The 16369-nt window shown below is 67.3% G+C and carries 14 protein-coding genes and 1 tRNA gene; 11 read left to right on the top strand and 4 right to left on the bottom strand.

The window, feature by feature from the left end; translation table 11 throughout:
- Nucleotides 1-660 (top strand): NAD(P)-dependent oxidoreductase (locus VIR62_RS09870; protein WP_431870856.1); only part of this gene is annotated, 660 nt, incomplete at its 5' end.
- Nucleotides 657-2300 carry an amidohydrolase gene (locus VIR62_RS09865; protein ID WP_431870854.1) on the top strand — a complete coding sequence of 548 codons (1644 nt, stop codon included), beginning with the start codon at nucleotides 657-659 and terminating at the stop codon, nucleotides 2298-2300. The genes VIR62_RS09870 and VIR62_RS09865, both read left to right, overlap by 4 nt.
- Here the strand turns inward: VIR62_RS09865 and VIR62_RS09860 are convergent.
- From VIR62_RS09860 to VIR62_RS09850, 3 genes are all read right to left on the bottom strand, one after another.
- Nucleotides 2297-4366, bottom strand: coding sequence for a protein-disulfide reductase DsbD family protein (locus VIR62_RS09860; RefSeq protein ID WP_431870852.1), 2070 nt, complete (start codon nucleotides 4364-4366; stop codon nucleotides 2297-2299). The two genes, VIR62_RS09865 and VIR62_RS09860, sit on opposite strands and share 4 nt — an antisense overlap.
- A 62-nt stretch (nucleotides 4367-4428) precedes the next feature.
- Nucleotides 4429-5361, bottom strand: coding sequence for a right-handed parallel beta-helix repeat-containing protein (locus tag VIR62_RS09855; RefSeq protein ID WP_431870850.1), 933 nt, complete (start codon nucleotides 5359-5361; stop codon nucleotides 4429-4431).
- Nucleotides 5362-5520: 159 nt separating this feature from the next.
- A tRNA-Pro gene (locus tag VIR62_RS09850) sits at nucleotides 5521-5597 on the bottom strand.
- 143 nt (nucleotides 5598-5740) lie between these two features.
- On the opposite strand from VIR62_RS09850, the gene VIR62_RS09845 reads away from it, so the two are divergent.
- The 5 genes from VIR62_RS09845 to VIR62_RS09825 all read left to right on the top strand — a co-directional run bounded on the left by VIR62_RS09845 (nucleotide 5741) and on the right by VIR62_RS09825 (nucleotide 9620).
- Nucleotides 5741-6217 carry a PaaI family thioesterase gene (locus VIR62_RS09845; protein WP_431870848.1) on the top strand — a complete coding sequence of 159 codons (477 nt, stop codon included), beginning with the start codon at nucleotides 5741-5743 and terminating at the stop codon, nucleotides 6215-6217.
- Between the two features lie 99 nt (nucleotides 6218-6316).
- Nucleotides 6317-6652 (top strand): preprotein translocase subunit YajC, encoded by a 336-nt coding sequence (gene yajC, locus VIR62_RS09840; protein WP_431870846.1) that lies wholly within the window; start codon nucleotides 6317-6319, stop codon nucleotides 6650-6652.
- A gap of 8 nt (nucleotides 6653-6660) precedes the next feature.
- Nucleotides 6661-8265, top strand: a complete 1605-nt coding sequence (secD, locus tag VIR62_RS09835) for a protein translocase subunit SecD (protein ID WP_431870844.1) — start codon at nucleotides 6661-6663, stop codon at nucleotides 8263-8265.
- A 9-nt stretch (nucleotides 8266-8274) separates the two neighbouring features.
- Complete coding sequence (gene secF / locus VIR62_RS09830; RefSeq protein WP_431870842.1) at nucleotides 8275-9243, top strand: protein translocase subunit SecF; 969 nt, start codon at nucleotides 8275-8277, stop codon at nucleotides 9241-9243.
- Nucleotides 9243-9620 (top strand): Mth938-like domain-containing protein, encoded by a 378-nt coding sequence (locus tag VIR62_RS09825; protein ID WP_431870840.1) that lies wholly within the window; start codon nucleotides 9243-9245, stop codon nucleotides 9618-9620. The genes secF and VIR62_RS09825 overlap by 1 nt, the downstream gene beginning before the upstream one ends.
- Here the strand turns inward: VIR62_RS09825 and VIR62_RS09820 are convergent.
- Nucleotides 9613-10785, bottom strand: coding sequence for a glycosyltransferase (locus VIR62_RS09820; RefSeq protein WP_431870838.1), 1173 nt, complete (start codon nucleotides 10783-10785; stop codon nucleotides 9613-9615). The two genes, VIR62_RS09825 and VIR62_RS09820, sit on opposite strands and share 8 nt — an antisense overlap.
- 119 nt (nucleotides 10786-10904) lie before the next feature.
- Here VIR62_RS09820 and VIR62_RS09815 point away from each other — a divergent pair, with 119 nt between their 5' ends.
- The 4 genes from VIR62_RS09815 to ligA are packed head-to-tail and all read left to right on the top strand — an operon-like array spanning nucleotide 10905 to nucleotide 16320.
- The gene (locus VIR62_RS09815; protein ID WP_431870836.1) at nucleotides 10905-11717 is read left to right on the top strand and encodes an outer membrane protein assembly factor BamD; all 813 of its coding nucleotides are present in this window, start codon (nucleotides 10905-10907) and stop codon (nucleotides 11715-11717) included.
- 33 nt (nucleotides 11718-11750) lie between these two features.
- A complete protein-coding gene (gene recN, locus VIR62_RS09810) occupies nucleotides 11751-13412 on the top strand; it encodes a DNA repair protein RecN (RefSeq protein WP_431870834.1) in 1662 nt (553 codons plus the stop codon).
- On the top strand, nucleotides 13409-14125 hold the full coding sequence (locus VIR62_RS09805) for a dienelactone hydrolase family protein (RefSeq protein ID WP_431870832.1): 717 nt from the start codon (nucleotides 13409-13411) through the stop codon (nucleotides 14123-14125). Before recN ends, VIR62_RS09805 begins: the two co-directional genes overlap by 4 nt.
- A 2-nt stretch (nucleotides 14126-14127) precedes the next feature.
- On the top strand, nucleotides 14128-16320 hold the full coding sequence (ligA, locus tag VIR62_RS09800; RefSeq protein ID WP_431870830.1) for an NAD-dependent DNA ligase LigA: 2193 nt from the start codon (nucleotides 14128-14130) through the stop codon (nucleotides 16318-16320).
- The last annotated feature ends 49 nt before the right edge of the window (nucleotides 16321-16369 follow it).

Below are 16369 nucleotides of genomic sequence, written 5' to 3'. Positions count from 1 at the left end.
CGTGACGTGGAGGTAATCACCCTCGGTCCCAACGGGGCCTTCAAGAACATGAAGGACGGCGCTCTCTTCATCGACCATACGACCGTTTCGGCCAGGATCGCCCGCCGCGTCGCCGAGGAAGGCCGCAAGATCGGCATCGCCTGCGTCGATGCGCCGGTCTCGGGCGGGCAGGCGGGGGCGGAAAATGGCCAGCTGTCGATCATGTGCGGCGGCGCCGAAGAGGCGATGGCGGCCGCCGAGCCGCTGATGCAGGCCTATGCCGCCCGCATCGTCCATGTCGGGCTCGACGGGGCGGGACAGCTCACCAAGATGGTCAACCAGATCGCCATCGCCGGCGTGGTCCAGGGTCTTTCCGAAGCGCTTCATTTCGCCAAGGCGTCCGGGCTCGACACCGGCAAGGTATTCGAGGCGGTCTCCGGCGGCGCGGCGCAAAGCTGGCAGATGGTCAATCGCTGGCAGACGATGGACCAGGGCGAGTTCGACTTCGGCTTCGCCGTCGACTGGATGCGCAAGGACCTCGGTCTCGCGCTCGAGGAGGCGCGTGCCAATGGCGCCAGGCTGCCGGTCGCGGCGCTCGTCGATCAATTCTACGCCGACGTCCAGGCAATGGGCGGTAGCCGGCAGGATACCTCTTCGCTTATCAGAAGGCTCACCGAATGAAGAAGCTTCTGGCCGTACTTGCGGCCCTGTTCCTGGCCCAGGCAACGTCCGCCGACACGCTCATCGACAACGTCAACGGCTACACGTTGGACGAGGACAACAAGGTCGTTCGCTTCAACGCGATGCTGATCGGCGACGATGGGCGCGTAAAGAATCTCCTCTCTAGAGGCGACAAGGGACCCAAGGCCGTGGACTTCCGGCTCGACGGCAAGGGCCGGACCCTCATCCCTGGGATCATCGATGCGCACGGCCATGTCATGGGCCTCGGCCTCGCAGCCCTCACCCTCGATCTCTCGGACACCAACTCATTGCAGGAAGCGCAGGCGAAGATCGCCGCTTATGCCGCCGCGAATCCCCGCCCCCGCTGGATCGTCGGGCGCGGCTGGAACCAGGAGAAATGGGGTCTCGGCCGCTTCCCCACCGCCGCCGACATCGACGCCGTCGTGTCCGACCGGCCGGTGTGGCTGGAGCGGGTCGACGGTCATGCCGGCTGGGCGAACACGCTGGCAATGAAGGAAGCCGGCATTGCCACCGAGACGAAGTCACCCTCGGGAGGCATCATCGAGAAAGTCGGTGGCAAGCCTTCCGGTATTTTCGTCGACGCGGCTTCGGAGCTGGTCGCCAAGGTTGTCCCGCCGCCGCTTCCCATCGTCCGCGATCGCGCTTTCATGGCGGCGCAGGAGTCCCTGCTCTCCAACGGTATCACCGCCGTCGCCGACATGGGCACCAGCGCTGCGGACTGGTCGGTCATCCGCCGCGCAGGCGATCACGGACGCCTCCGCGTGCGTATCCTTTCCTATTCGTCGGGACTGGAGCCGCTGCTGGCCGTGGCGGGCACCGAGCCGACGCCCTGGCTCTACGACAGCAAACTCAAGATGGTCGGCGTCAAGCTCTATAGCGACGGCGCCCTGGGTTCGCGCGGGGCCTGGCTCAAGCAGCCTTACGCCGACGCGCCGGACGAAAGCGGCCTCGGATTCCTCTCCGACACGATGCTCCGCAACCTGATGAGCCGCGCCGCCATGGACGGCTTCCAGGTCGCGGTCCACGCCATCGGCGACGCCGCCAATGCCCAGTTGCTCGGCGCGATCGAGGAGCTGGCCCTGACCTATGAAGGCGACCGGCGCTGGCGGGTGGAGCACGCCCAGATCGTCGATCCGGCCGACCTGACGCGCTTCGCCGAGCACGGCATCATTGCCTCGATGCAGCCTGTCCACCAGTCGTCGGACTGGCGCATGGCCGAGGCGCGGATGGGGCTGGAACGGTTGGGCGGCGCCTATGCCTGGCGCAGCATGCTGGAGAATGACGTCCCGCTCGCCTTCGGCTCGGACTTCCCGGTCGAATCGCCCAACCCCTTCCCAGGCCTCGCCGTTGCGATCACGCGCCGCGACGCCCAGGGCCAGCCGCCCGGAGGCTGGATGCCCGAGCAGGCATTGATCCTGTCGGAAGCGCTGGCCGCCTTCACCACCGGCGCCGCCTATGCCGGCTTCGCCGAGGACCGGCTCGGCAGCCTTGAGAAAGGCAAGCTCGCCGATTTCATCTTCATTGACCGCGACATCTTCCGCTCCACCCCCGAACAGATCCGCGAGACCCAGGTCCTCGAAACCTGGCTCGGTGGGCGCAAGGTATGGGAGCGCGACTAGCCGATAGTCTCGATCAACCGGTCTGGCGTCAGTATCTGCGGCAAGACCTTCGCCGGCTCGCCGGGCTCATAATAAAGGTAGAGCGGCACCCCGCTGCGGCCATGCCTGGCGAGGAAGCGGCCGATCGCCGGGTCATTCTTCGTCCAGTCGCCGACGAGGACCGCGACGTCATTTGCCTCGAACGCCTGCGCCACCTCCTGCCGCTCCAGCGCCACCTTTTCGTTCACCTTGCAGGTGACGCACCAGTCGGCCGTAAAATAGACGAACACCGGCTGTTCCTCGGCCCTGAGCGCCGCCAGCCGCCCCTCGCTGAAAGGCTCGGCCTCCAAGGCACTCTCGGAATGGGCGACAGCGGGCGCATGGGCGCTCGGCACAAGCATCACGGCCGCAAGACCGGCGGCGGCGGCGGGCGCGAGCGGAAGCCAGGCCCGGCCGCTGCCCTGCCTTCGCCCCACCCACCAGAGGCCGAGCCCCAACGCGAGCGCGGCTGCGAGACCGAGAGCCATTCCGTCCACCCCGGCCTGGCGTCCCAATATCCATGCCAGCCCAAGCGCGGTGAGGAACATCGGCAGCGACAATATACGCCGGAAGCTGCCCATCCACGGGCCCGGCTTGGGCAGCTTTCGCCGCAGCGACGGAAGGAAGCCAATGAGGAGGAAGGGCAAGGCGAGCCCCAGGCCCAGCCCAGCGAACACGGCCAGCGCCGCCAAGGTCGGCAGAACCAGTGCCGCCCCGAGCGCCGCGCCCATGAAAGGCCCGGTGCAGGGCGTGGCGACAAAGGCGGCCAGTGCTCCGGTCCAAAAAGCCCCGGCATTGCCGCCGCTCTTCGCCAGTCTGTTGCCGATGGCGAGTGAAGGCAGTTCGAACAATCCCGCCAGATTGAGCGATATCGCCGTCACCAGCAGTAGCAGGAACAGGATGACGCGCGAATCCTGCAGCTGGAAGGCCCACCCGACCGCGGCCCCGCCGGCCCGAAGCCCCAGCAGCGCTCCGCCCAGCAGGACACAGATGAGCACTGCGCCGGCGGCGTAAGCGAGCGCCTCCTGGCGCGCGCGCGCCTCATCGCCCCCGATCTTGGCGAGGCTCAGCGCCTTCAAACTCAGGATCGGAAAGACGCAGGGCATGATGTTGAGCAGCAGCCCTCCGATGAGCGCCCCGGCCAGCGCCGCAAGGAGTGTTCCGCCCCCGAATGCCTGGTTCTTCGCATCAAGCGCCATGCCCGCCGGAGGAACCGTGCCGGGCCTGGCGGTCAGTGACAGGCCCTGACCGCCGCCAAGGGCGATCACCCCCTCGACGGTGCCAGGCGAGCCCTCCCGTCCCACTTCGGTCTCGACGATGAGCGTATCGCCGCTGCGGCTGACGCTCTGCGGGGCCGCATAATCGAGCGCGCCCTCCGTCGCAGGATAGAAATAAGCCTCCTCCACCTCCATCGAGGCGGGGATCGGCACGGCGAGGCGGAAGCGGCCCTCGGCCCGTTCGAACCGGCCCTCGCTGCCGAGCGGACGGGGAAGCGCCTGACGATAGCGATCGAACTCGGCCTGTCGCTCCGGCATTCCGCCCGCCTCGCCGACCTTGAGATCGAGCGCGACAGTTGCCGTCTGCGGTACACAGATTTCGTCGGTGCAGGCGAGATAGTCGAGTTTGGCCCTGAGCGGCAGCGGCGTATCGCGCGCCAGCCCCTCCGGCACGCTCAGCTCGACAAGCTGCGCATAGGGCCCCTCATAGACATAGTTCATCAGCCCGGCGATCGTCAGGCGCCCGGGCACCGGAAACTGCAGCGGCCCGGCCTTCACACCGTTCGGCAGGCTCCATTCGACGCTCGGCGGAACGCCCGCATCGCCGGGATTCTTCCAGTAACCGTGCCAGCCCTCTTTCGGCGTCATGACGAAGGCAAGCGTCACCGTCTCACCGGCGGCGGGCGTGGCGTCCTCGGCGACCAGCGACACGGCGATGGCCTTCTCCCCCGCCGGCAACTGGGCGAGCGCCGCCGTGCCGAGCAACAGCGCCGCCAGCCACGTCGTCAGGACGATCCAAGGGAATCGCGGCGAAGAGCGTTGCCGATTCATGCGCCGCCTATAGCATCGCTTTGTCCGTGCGGCACGAATCCAGCCGCGGGGCGGCCCGTGCCCTAACGCGCCTCGAAGCGGGCGATGCCCGGGCCGAGGCGATTGCCCTCGATGCGGAGGGAATCGCCGCTTTCGTCGGCCACGAAGCTCGTGCTCCGGTCGACGCCCGGGGCGATCGAGGCGGTGTTGCCGGTGATGGCGAGGCCGTCGGAGCTGTTGTCCGCGCCTTCCGCGGCGACCATGATGAAGGCGCTGTAATTCTCCTTGTCCTCGCCTTGGACGAAGGTGTTGCCGGCGATGGTGCCGGCGGCGCCGTTGGATAGGTCGATCATATAGTTGGTTGAGCGCCCGCGTGTGTCGTCGAAGCTCGAATCGGTGATCTCGACCCTCGGCGCGCGGCTCTTTACATAATGGCCGCCGGTGCCGCGCTCGAAACGCGAGCGGGTGACGATCAGCCGGCCATAGCCGCCGATATAGAGCGAATGGGAGCAGCCATGGCCGTCCTCGCAGCCGCCAAGCCCCGAGAAGGTCGACCGGTCGATGCGGATAGTGCTCGACGGATCGCTCGCGGATAATATGCCCTGCTCGCTGTTGCGGAACAAAGTCTCGGAAACGCTGAGGTCGCCCTGCTCGATGCGGATGCCGGCGCCGTTGCGGTCGGCGACGCGCATGTTCTGGAAGGTGAGGCCTTCGACCCGCGCCGCCCGTCCGCCCAGCACCAGCGCCGCCTTGTCCTCGCAGATGCCGCCATCGAAGACGACGGTGCCGGGCTCGCGCGCCACATAGGCGACGCGCCCTTCATCCTGCACCGCGCATTCGCGATAGGTGCCGGGCGCGATCAGGATCGTGCCGCTGCCGCCGCCAATCGAATCGACCGCGTCCTGCAGGCTGGAATAACCCCGGCCCTGCTCCTGGACGATGAATGGGGCGGCCGACTGGGCGGCGGCGGTGCCAGCCAGCAAGGCGGCGGCGACTAGAGCGAACGGAGTTCTCATGGGCCCGGCCTGACTCACCCGGACGCGGGAGTCGATGGCGAATGAAAGTAAATGCGGGCTCTGCCCCAAGCTGGGACGAACTGCGCTGATTGATGAAGAAGGCCATCCGGCGAATCACCGCGCGAAAACAGTCTTGCGGACTATTCCCCTGCGCGGCGTTGGTCGGGGCGACTGGATTCGAACCAGCGACCCCCACACCCCCAGTGTGATGCGCTACCAGGCTGCGCTACGCCCCGACCGCGGGTTCCCATCGAAATATTACTTCGATGGGTGCCCAGAGGGGCGCATCTAGGACCGGACGGCCGCCATGGCAAGCGCCCGCTGCCTTGATTTGCGGAGACGCCGGATTTAGTTGCAAATCAAGACTGAGAGGTGGACGATGGCCGAACGGCAATATGGCATGGCAAGCGCGGATCAGATCGCAGGCCTCTCCGGGCTAGAGGTGCTCCAGGCCATGATCGAGAATCGGGTGCCGGCACCGGCGATGGCGAAAACGCTGGGGTTCCGGCTGGTGGAAGTCGGAACGGGCACCGCCGTCTTCGAGGGTGAGCCAGGGCCGCACCTGCTCAATCCGCTCGCCAGCGTTCATGGCGGTTGGGCGCTGACCCTCATCGACAGTGCCGCTGGCTGCGCCGTCCATACGCTGCTGCCCGCCGGCATTGGCTATACGACGGTCGAGACGAAGGTGAATTTCACCCGCGCCATAAGGCCCGATGGCGGCACTGTCCGCGCTGAAGGGCGTGTGGTGAGCCAGGGACGCCAGATTGCGACGGCGGAGGCTCGGCTGCTTTCGCCGGACGGGAAGATACTGGCGCACGGCACCTCTACGCTGATGATCCTGCCGCCGCGGGGCTAGAACGCCCGGCCTTGCTTGCGCATCGCCCCATCGCCATGATAGTCGCGCGCCCTTCTGGACGGGTCCGCCCTGGGCCGCTTCTCATCAGGTAAGGCTTTCATGTTCGCAACGCCCGCTTTTGCCGCAACCGGCGCCGCATCCACGGGAGGAGCCGCGGGGTTCTTCGTGTCGATCGCGCCGCTGCTCCTCATCTTCGTGATCTTCTACTTCCTGCTCATCCGTCCGCAGCAGCGCCGGATGAAGCAGCACCAGGCGATGATCCAGGCGGTGAAGAAGAACGACACCGTCGTCACCGGCGGCGGCCTGGTCGGCAAGGTCACCAAGGTCGACGAGGCCGAGGTCGAGGTCGAGATCGCGCACGGCGTCCGCGTCAAGGCGCTGAAGTCTACCTTGAGCGACGTCCGCCCGCACGGCGCCAAGCCCGCGAACGATTAAGGCCCGACATGCTCGATTTCCCGCGCTGGAAGGTCTGGTCCGTCAGCATCCTGCTGATCATCGGCATCGCCTTCGCCATTCCAAGCTTCGTTCCCGAGGCGCAGGTCGCCAAATGGCCGGGCTTCATGCCGACGGCGCGGATCAACCTCGGCCTCGACCTCGCCGGGGGCAGCCACCTGCTGCTGGAGGCCGACACCAGCGACGTCGCCAAGCAGCGTATCGCGCTGATGGAAGAGACGGTGCGGACCGAAATGCGCCGCGCCTCGCCCCGCATCCAGATCGGTGATATCTCGACCGCCGGCGGCCGCGTTACCTTCATGGTGCGCGATCCTTCGCGGGTTGACGCGGCGGTGGAGATCATGCGCGCGCTGACCCAGCCGGTCGGCCTCGGCGGCCAGCGCGACTGGAACGTCAATGTCATCGACAGCAGCCGCATCGTGCTGACGCCGACCCAGTCGGGCCTCGAAGTCGCGCTCGACAGCGCGATGGATGTGGCCCGCGAGGTCGTTTACAACCGCGTCGATCCCGACGGAACGCGCGAAGTGACCGTTGTGCGTCAGGGTGACGATCGCATTCTCGTCCAGGTGCCGGGCCTCGAGGACCCCGAAGGCCTGAAGGAACTGCTCGGCAAGACCGCGCGGCTCGATTTCAAGCTGGTCGACCTCGACGCCGATCCGGCGCTGCTCGCTCAGGGCCGGGCGCCGGTGGGAAGCCAGGTCCTGCCTTATCCCGACAATCCCATGGGTGTCCCCTACATCGCGGTCGAGCGTCGCGCGATGGTGACCGGCGACCAGCTTATCGACGCCACCCAAGTGTTCGATCCCACCACCAACGAACCGGCGGTCAGCATCCGCTTCGACGGCGCCGGCGGCCGCCGCTTCGCCCGCGTGACGCAGGACAATGTCGGCAAGCCCTTCGCCATCATCCTCGATGACGTCGTCATCTCCGCGCCCAACATCAACGAGCCGATCCTCGGCGGCCAGGCCCAGATTACGGGCAGCTTCACCGTCGAGACCGCCAACGACCTCGCCATCCAGCTGCGCTCCGGCAAGCTGCCGGTCGAGCTTCAGGTCGTCGAGGAACGCACCGTCGGCCCCGACCTCGGGGCCGATTCGATCCGTCTCGGCATTATCGCCGGCATCGTCGGCACGGCGCTGGTGCTGGCCTTCATGCTCGTCACCTATGGCCGTTTCGGCGTCTACGCCAACATCGCGCTGATCTTGAACGTGGTCCTGATCCTGGGAATCATGGCGATCTTCAACGCGACGCTGACCTTGCCGGGCATCGCCGGCTTCGTGCTGACGATCGGCGCCGCGGTCGACGCCAACGTCATCATCAACGAACGCATCCGCGAGGAATTCCGGCGCGGGCGCACGATCGTCTCGGCGCTCGAACATGGCTATGACGAAGCGCGCACCGCGATCTTCGACGCCAATATCACCAACGTCATCGCCGGCATGCTGCTCTTCTATTTCGGCTCGGGCCCGGTGCGCGGTTTCGCGGTGGTGATGATGATCGGCATCGTCACTTCGGTCTTCACCGCCGTCACCGTCACCCGCATGTTCGTGTCGCTGTGGCTGAGCCGCAAGCGGCCGACCGAGCTCAGGATTTAAGGGACCGACATGCGACTTTTGAAACTGGTTCCCGACAACACCAACATCGATTTCCTGCGTTGGCGCGGGGCCGCCATCGCCTTTTCGATCCTGATGATCGCGGCGTCGATCACGCTGATCGCGGTCAAGGGCCTCAATTTCGGTGTCGATTTCGCCGGCGGCCAGATGATCCGCGTCACTTTCGCCCAGCCGGTCTCGCTCGACGACCTTCGCGACGAGATCGGGGGCCTGGGCCTGGGTGAGCCCAGCATCCAGGAATTCGGCAGTCCCCGCGAGGTCTCGATCCGCCTGCCGCTGCCCGAGGGTGGCGACGAGGGCGCCAACGCCGCGGCATCCCGCGTCCGGACGGCGCTCGAGGCGGAATATCCGGGCGCCCGGATCGATGCGGTCGAAACCGTGTCGGGCAAGGTTTCGGAGGAGCTGGTCCGCGACGGCGCGCTGGCGCTGCTCTTGGCGATGATCGGCATCGCCATCTACATCTGGATCCGCTTCGAATGGCAGTTCGGCGTCGGCTCGCTCTTCTCACTGTTCCACGACGTGATGCTGACCCTGGGATTCTTCGCGCTGACCCAGATGGAGTTCGACTTGAACGTCATCGCGGCGCTGCTCACTCTGATCGGCTATTCGCTCAACGACACCATCGTCATTTATGACCGCGTGCGCGAGAACCTGCGCAAATACCGCAAGATGGACATCACCTCGCTCCTGAACCTGTCGATGAACGAGACGCTGGCACGCACTATCGCGACCAACCTCGCGATGCTGCTGGCGCTCGGATCGCTGATGCTGCTCGGACCCGACGTCATCCAGAGCTTCACCACGGCGCTTCTGATCAGCGTCGTCGTCGGCACCTATTCGACGATCTACATCGCCGCGCCCTGGCTGATCTGGCTGAAGGTCGAGTCCGACAGCTTCGTGCCGAAGACGGCGGTGTCCGGCGACGCCGAGCGGGTGACGAGCCACAACGAAGGCTATTGATGCCCCGGCTGGGCCGTGATCCCTCCGGCAGCGGGCCGGTCGTCCAGGGCTTCGCCGGCGGCGGTTTTTCGGTCGATGGCGGTGTCTACAGGGCGCTGCTGCTGACACCGGAGCGGGCGGAGACGTGGAACGCGCCCGCCCTGGCGGAGCTGACGGTGGAGCATCTCGCGCCGCTGCTCGCCCTCGAGCCACCGCCGGAGTTCATCATCCTCGGCACCGGCCCCACGACGGCCTTCCCGCCCCGAGCCGTCATCGAGGCTCTGGACGCGCGGGGCGTCGGCATCGAGCCGATGGACAGCCGCGCCGCCGCTCGCACCTGGGGCATGCTCCGCGGCGAGCAGCGCTGGATCGCCGCGGCGATCATGCCGCTTAGCTGACGGGTCGGACGAGCGAGCCGAGATGCTCGCGAAGCTCCCGTGCGTTCCTCTCCCAGCTGAACCTCGCGGCGGCCGACCGCACGACGGCCGGCGCGGGAGGATCGGCTAGTATGTCGCAGATCGCCCTCGTGATCGCCGATGGCTCCCGGGGCACGATCCTGCCGGCTTCCGGCCGGTCCAGGCCCTCACGCGCGCCGCCGGCATCGCTGATCACGATAGGCGTTCCGCAGGCGAGCGCCTCCACCCAGACATTGGCGAGGCCTTCCGAAGCCGACGGAAGCACCATGGCGTCCGCCGCAGCCAGCAATGCGGGCAGCTCCTCATGCGGCCGATTGCCCAGGAAGCGGACACGCTCGGCGACGCCGAGGCTTCGGGCGACCCGTTCCAGCTTGTCGCGCTCCGGTCCGTCGCCGACGATCATCAGGGTCGCGCCTTCCACGCGCGGCAAGGCTTGCAGGACGAGCGTATGACCCTTGCGGGGAATGAGCGCCCCGGCGGTGATGAGAAGCGGCCCTTTCACCTCGAGCCGGGCCTTCGCCGCCCGCCGGTCGATCGGTTTGAACCGGTCGAGGTCGATGCCGGTATAGTGGACCCTGATCTTCCGCTCCGGCATGCCGAGCGTGGCCATGTCCCTCTTCAGTGCCTCGCTGACGGCCAGCAGACCGTTCGCTGCCTGCGCGGCTGCGACGATCTGCTTGGCGATACCGGGCCGGGAGCCCCAATAATGGATGTCCGCGCCCCGCGCCTTGATTGAGAACGGTACGCCGGACTCCTGCGACAAATGCATCGCCGCGACGCCATCGGGCCAGAAGAACTCAGCGTCGATAATGTCGAACTCGAAGCGTTCGCAAAGCGCGCGGAGCGGCGCCCGCAACGCCTTCGCCATCGCCCGGGCGGCGCGCGCATCCGCGATTTGGGGCAGGGCCCGAAAGCGGGGGCGGTGGACGGTGACGCCCTTCCACTCTTCGCGCAGCGGTAACAGCGCATGCGGGGCATAGTGGGAATGCAGGGACAGGGGCCAGGGCGGAAGGCCGATCGGCGATACGACCTCGAGCGCGACGTCGTCCAGGCCGGCGAGAGCCAGGGTCTGGCGTTCGACGAACACGCCCAGCGTCGGCTGCGACGCGTTGGGGAAGAGCGTGGAGAGGGTCAGCACCCGAAGCATGGCCGACCACCATAGCAGGCGCATCTTGTCAGCATGTTAAAGCGCGGTTCAGGCGGCCCGGCGTCTTTCCCCCAAGTCCTGCTTGGCCTTGTCCCAAGCCTCCGCTAAGAAGCCGATCCATGCGCAACTTTCCCCGACCGCTTACCGCCCTCCTGATCGCGGCCGCGACCGTGCCGCTCGCTGCCTGCGCCGGCGGCAGTGGCAACGACGACGTCGACACCTCCTATGTCGCGCGTGACGTGAGCACCCTCTACAAGGCGGGCAAGACCCGGCTCGACCGCGGCCAGTTCGACATGGCGGCGGCACTGTTCGACGAGGTCGAACGCCAGCATCCCTATTCGCTCTGGGCTCGGCGTGCACAGCTGATGAGCGCGTTCAGCTATTATATGGGGAGGGACTATACCAAGGCGATCGAATCGGCGCGCCGCTTCCTTTCCATCCACCCCGGCAACAAGGACGCGCCCTACGCCCATTATCTGATCGCGATCAGCTATTACGAGCAGATCGAGGATGTGAACCGCGACCAGAGCATCTCGAAGCAGGCGCTGGATTCATTGGGCGAGCTCGTCCGCCGCTATCCCAATACTGACTATGCCGCCGACGCCCGGCTCAAGATCGATCTCGTCCGCGATCACTTGGCCGGCAAGGAGATGGAGATCGGCCGCTTCTACCAGCGCCGCAAGCAGTGGCTCGCCTCGGTGCTGCGCTTCCGCAACGTGATCGAGGAGTATGAGACGACGACTCATGCGCCCGAAGCGCTGATGCGTCTTACCGAATCCTACCTGGCGCTCGGTGTTCCCGAAGAGGCGCGGAAAGCCGCCGCGGTGCTCGGCGCCAACTATCCCGGCTCCAAATGGTATGAGCGCGCCTATGAGCTGGTGCAGAAGAACGCGCCGGCGCCGACCCAGACGGCGGCGACGCCTGGCGCTTGATCTGACGAATCCGGCAATGGCAAAAGCCGGTCCATGCTGACCGGCCTTTCCATCCGCGACGTCGTCCTCATCGACACGCTCGACCTGGAGTTCGGGCCCGGCCTCGGCGTCCTCACCGGCGAGACAGGGGCCGGCAAATCCATCCTCCTCGACGCGCTCGGCCTGGCGCTCGGCACGCGGGCGGACAGCGGCCTTGTCCGCGACGGTCAGGCCCAGGCCGTGGTCAGCGTCAGCTTCGAGACGCCCGCCGATCACCCGGCCCTCGACCTGCTCCGCGACAACGGCCTCGAACCCGAGCCCGGCGAGCCGCTGGTCATCCGCCGCATCGTCAAGTCCGACGGCGGCAGCCGCGCCTTCGTCAACGACCAGTCGGCCTCGGTCGGCCTGCTCCGCGACCTGGGCTCGCTCCTCGTCGAAATCCACGGTCAGCATGACGATCGCGGCCTCTTGAACCCGCGCGGCCACCGCGCCCTGCTCGACGCCTACGGGCGCATCGACAGCGACGGGTGCGAAGCGGCCTATCGGGATTGGCGCGCCGCCGAGGCGAGGCTCGCCGCCACGCGCGACGAGATCGCGCTGGCCGCGCGCGACCGCGACTATCTCCGGCACGCCGTCGAGGAGTTGGCGAAGCTCGCACAGCAGCCGGGCGAGGAGGAAGAGCTCGCAGAGCTGCGCGCCAACATGCAGAAGGGCGCCCGGCTCGCCGACGATATCGCGGCCGCCGGTCAGTTGCTCGAAGGATCGGAAGGCGGCCTGTCGCTGCTGCGCCAGGCGGCGCGCCGGCTGGAGCGGATCGCCGACGAGCATGAGAAACTCGGCGAGGCGCTGGCCGCGATCGACCGCGCCGTGATCGAGGCGGCCGAGGCCGAGGACCGGCTCGCCGAAGCTGGCGAGGCGCTGGCTTGCGATCCGGCGCGACTCGAGGAGGCGGAGGCCCGGCTGTTCGAGATCCGCGCGCTGGCCCGCAAGCATCGCGTCGAGCCCGAGGCCCTGCCGGCATTAGCCGACGAGCTCGCCTCAAGGCTTCACGCGATCGAGGCGGGCGACGAGAATCTCGCCGCGCTGGAGACAGAAGCCCAGGACGCGCACCGGCTCTATGTCCAGGAGGCGATGACGCTGAGCGGCCTTCGCGCCGAGGCCGCCGCGCGGCTGGATGCGGCGGTGGCGCGCGAGCTGGCGCCGCTGAAGCTCGATGCGGCCAGGTTCAAGACGGTGATCGAGCCCGTCGAGGAGGCGCATTGGACGGCGGCGGGCCGCGATCGCGTGGAGTTCGAAGTCTCGACCAATCCCGGCGCCCCGCTCGGGCCCCTGATCAAAATCGCCAGCGGCGGCGAGCTGTCGCGCTTCATCCTGGCGCTTAAAGTGGCGCTGGCCGAGGAGGGCGGCGCCACGACCATGATCTTCGACGAGATCGACCGCGGCGTTGGCGGCGCGGTGGCGAGCGCGATCGGCGAACGCCTGCACCGCCTCGCGGAAGGCGCCCAGCTCCTCGTCGTCACCCATAGTCCGCAGGTCGCCGCGCGCGGCAACCGCCACCTCCTCATCGAGAAGAGCCACGAAGGCCTGGTCACCCGCACCAGCGTTCACGCCCTCGACGAGGCGCGCCGGCGCGAGGAGATCGCCCGCATGCTCTCCGGCGCCCAGATCACCGACGAAGCCCGTGCCCAGGCGACGCGTCTGCTGGAGGCGGCATGACGATCGAAACACGGACCTTGGGAACGACCCATGACGGGGCCCAACTCGAAGGCGTGCTGGCCTTCGATCCCGCGGCGGGCCCGCGTCCGGTCGTCCTGATATTCCACAGCTGGGTAGGCCGCGCCGATAATGAAGTCGCGGTGGCGCGGCGGATGGCGGAGCTGGGCTATGCCGGCTTCGCCTGCGATCTCTATGGCAAGGGCGTTCTCGGGACCAACAAGGAGGAATGCGCCGCGCTGATGAACCCGCTGATGGCGGACCGGGCGGGATTGCAATCGCGGCTGCTCCATTGGGTCGATGTCGTGCGCGCGCTGCCGGAGGTCGACGGCGATCGGATCGCGGCGATGGGTTTCTGCTTCGGCGGCCTGTGCGCGCTCGACCTCGCCCGCACCGGAGTCGATGTGCGCGGCGTCGCCAGCTTCCACGGCCTGCTGGGCGCCCCCGGCAATCGCGAGGGCACCTCGATCAAGTCCCGCGTCATCGCCTTTCATGGCTGGGACGATCCGATGGCCCCGCCCGATCACGTCACCGCCTTGGGCGAGGAACTGACCCGCGCCGGCGCCGACTGGCAAATCCACGCTTTTGGCGGCACCATGCACGCCTTCACCAATCCCAGGGCCGCCGACCCCGAATCGGGCCTGCTCTACAATCCGGTGGCGGCGAACCGGGCTTGGGCCTCGTTCGAGGCCTTTCTCGCCGAAAGCCTGGCCTGAGCATGGCCGGGACGCCCGACCGGTTGGACGATGCCGAAGCCGCCGCCGAGCTAGCGCGGCTCGCGGAGGAGATCGCGCACCACAACCGTCTCTATCATGCCGAGGACGCGCCGGAGATTTCGGACGCCGATTATGACGCGCTGGTGCGGCGCAACGCCGAGCTGGAGGCGGCCTTCCCGCATCTGGTGCGCGAGGACAGCCCGTCGCGGCAGGTGGGGGCGGTGCCGGCGGGGCCGCTCGCCAAGGTGCGGCATGCGGCGCCGATGCTCAGCCTCGACAATGCTTTTGCCGAGGAGGATGTGGCGGACTTCATCGGGCGCGTCCGGCGCTATCTCAATCTTGCGCCGGACGAGCCGATCACCGTCACGGCCGAACCCAAGATAGACGGACTCTCCTGCTCATTGCGCTACGAGAAGGGCATGCTCGTCCTCGCCGCGACGCGCGGAGACGGGACCACGGGCGAAGACGTCACGCCCAACGTCCGTACCATCGCGGACATTCCCACGAACCTCCGTTCGTCCCGAGCGAAGTCGAGGGGCGCTGGCACAGACTCGGAAAAACGCCCTTCGACTACGTTCGGGACGAACGGAGATGTTCCGGACGTCTTCGAGGTGCGGGGCGAGGTCTACATGTCCAAGGCCGATTTCGCGGCCCTCAACGTCCGGCAGGAGGCGGCCGGCGGCAAGATCTTCGCCAATCCGCGCAACGCAGCCGCCGGGTCGCTGCGCCAGAAGGATGCCTCCGTTACCGCCGCGCGGCCGCTGAGGTTCCTCGCCCATGGCTGGGGCGAAGCGTCCTCGCTCCCCGCCGACACGCAATGCAACATGATGCGCGTGATCAGCGGCTGGGGCCTGCCGGTCTCCGAGGATTTCCTGCCCTTCGATAATCTTGAGGCGGCGCTCGCCCACTATCGCGCGATCGAGGCCAAGCGGGCGGACCTGCCGTTCGACATCGACGGAGTCGTCTACAAGGTCGACCGCCTCGACTGGCAACGGCGGCTGGGCCAGGTGGCGCGCGCGCCCCGCTGGGCTATCGCGCACAAGTTCCCGGCCGAAAAGGCGCAGACGACCTTGAAGGCGATCGACATCCAGGTCGGCCGTACCGGCAAGCTGACGCCGGTGGCGCGGCTGGAGCCGGTCAATGTCGGCGGCGTCACCGTCACCAACGCCACGCTCCACAATGCCGACGAGATCGAGCGGCTGGGCGTCCGTCCCGGCGACCGCATCGTCATCCAGCGCGCCGGCGACGTCATCCCGCAGGTGCTGGAGAATCTGACGCGGGACGAGAAGCGGCCGGCCTATGTGTTCCCGACGGAATGCCCCGAATGTGACTCCGACGCGGTGCGCGAGGAGGGCGAGGTCGACATACGCTGCACCGGCGGCCTTATCTGCCCGGCGCAGCGGGTCGAACGGTTGAGGCATTTCGTGTCGCGCCACGCGCTCGACATCGAAGGTCTGGGCATCGTCCATATCGAGAGCTTCTTTCGGGACGGTCTCCTCCAGTCGCCCGCCGACATCTTCAAGCTGACAAAGGACCAGCTTCTCAACCGCGAACGCTGGGCGGAGATATCGGCCGCCAATCTGATCGCCGCCGTCGACGCGCGTCGCCGTCCGACGCTCGACCGCTTCCTGTTCGCGCTCGGCATCCGCCATGTCGGCGAAGTGACGGCGCGAGACCTTGCTCGCCGCTACCGTTCGTTCGAGAATTTCATGGCGATGATCGAACGGGCGCTGGCGATCCGCGCCGAGACGCAGTCGACGCCGGCCGAGCCCGATCGCAAGTTCGCCCAGCGCCGCGACAAGGCGGTGGTGGCGGTGGTGGACACGCCCAATATCGGGCCTGAAGTCGCGAACGCCCTTCTCGATTTCTTCGACGAGCCGCACAACCGCGAGGTGGTGGACGACATTCTCGCGGCCGGGGTCGAGCCGCGGGATGTGGTGCACGAAACGCGCGCGTCGTCGGTAAGCGGCAAGACGCTCGTGTTCACCGGCAGCCTGGAGACGTTGTCGCGGGACGAAGCGAAGGCCCAGGCGGAGTCGCTGGGCGCGAAGGTCTCCGGCTCGGTGTCGGCCAAGACCGACCTGGTGATCGCCGGCCCCGGCGCGGGCTCCAAGCTCAAGAAGGCGCAGGAGCTGGGAATCGAGGTAATCGACGAGGCAAAGTGGGCGGAAATCTTCGCCTCTTCGTCACCCTGAACTTTCAGGGTCCATCTCTCCAATCGCGAAGGCTCCGACATGGATGCTG

The organism is Allosphingosinicella sp., assembly GCF_036570505.1.
In the GTDB taxonomy this organism is placed as follows: Bacteria; Pseudomonadota; Alphaproteobacteria; order Sphingomonadales; family Sphingomonadaceae; genus Allosphingosinicella.
This window is presented reverse-complemented; position numbering and strand designations above follow the sequence as displayed.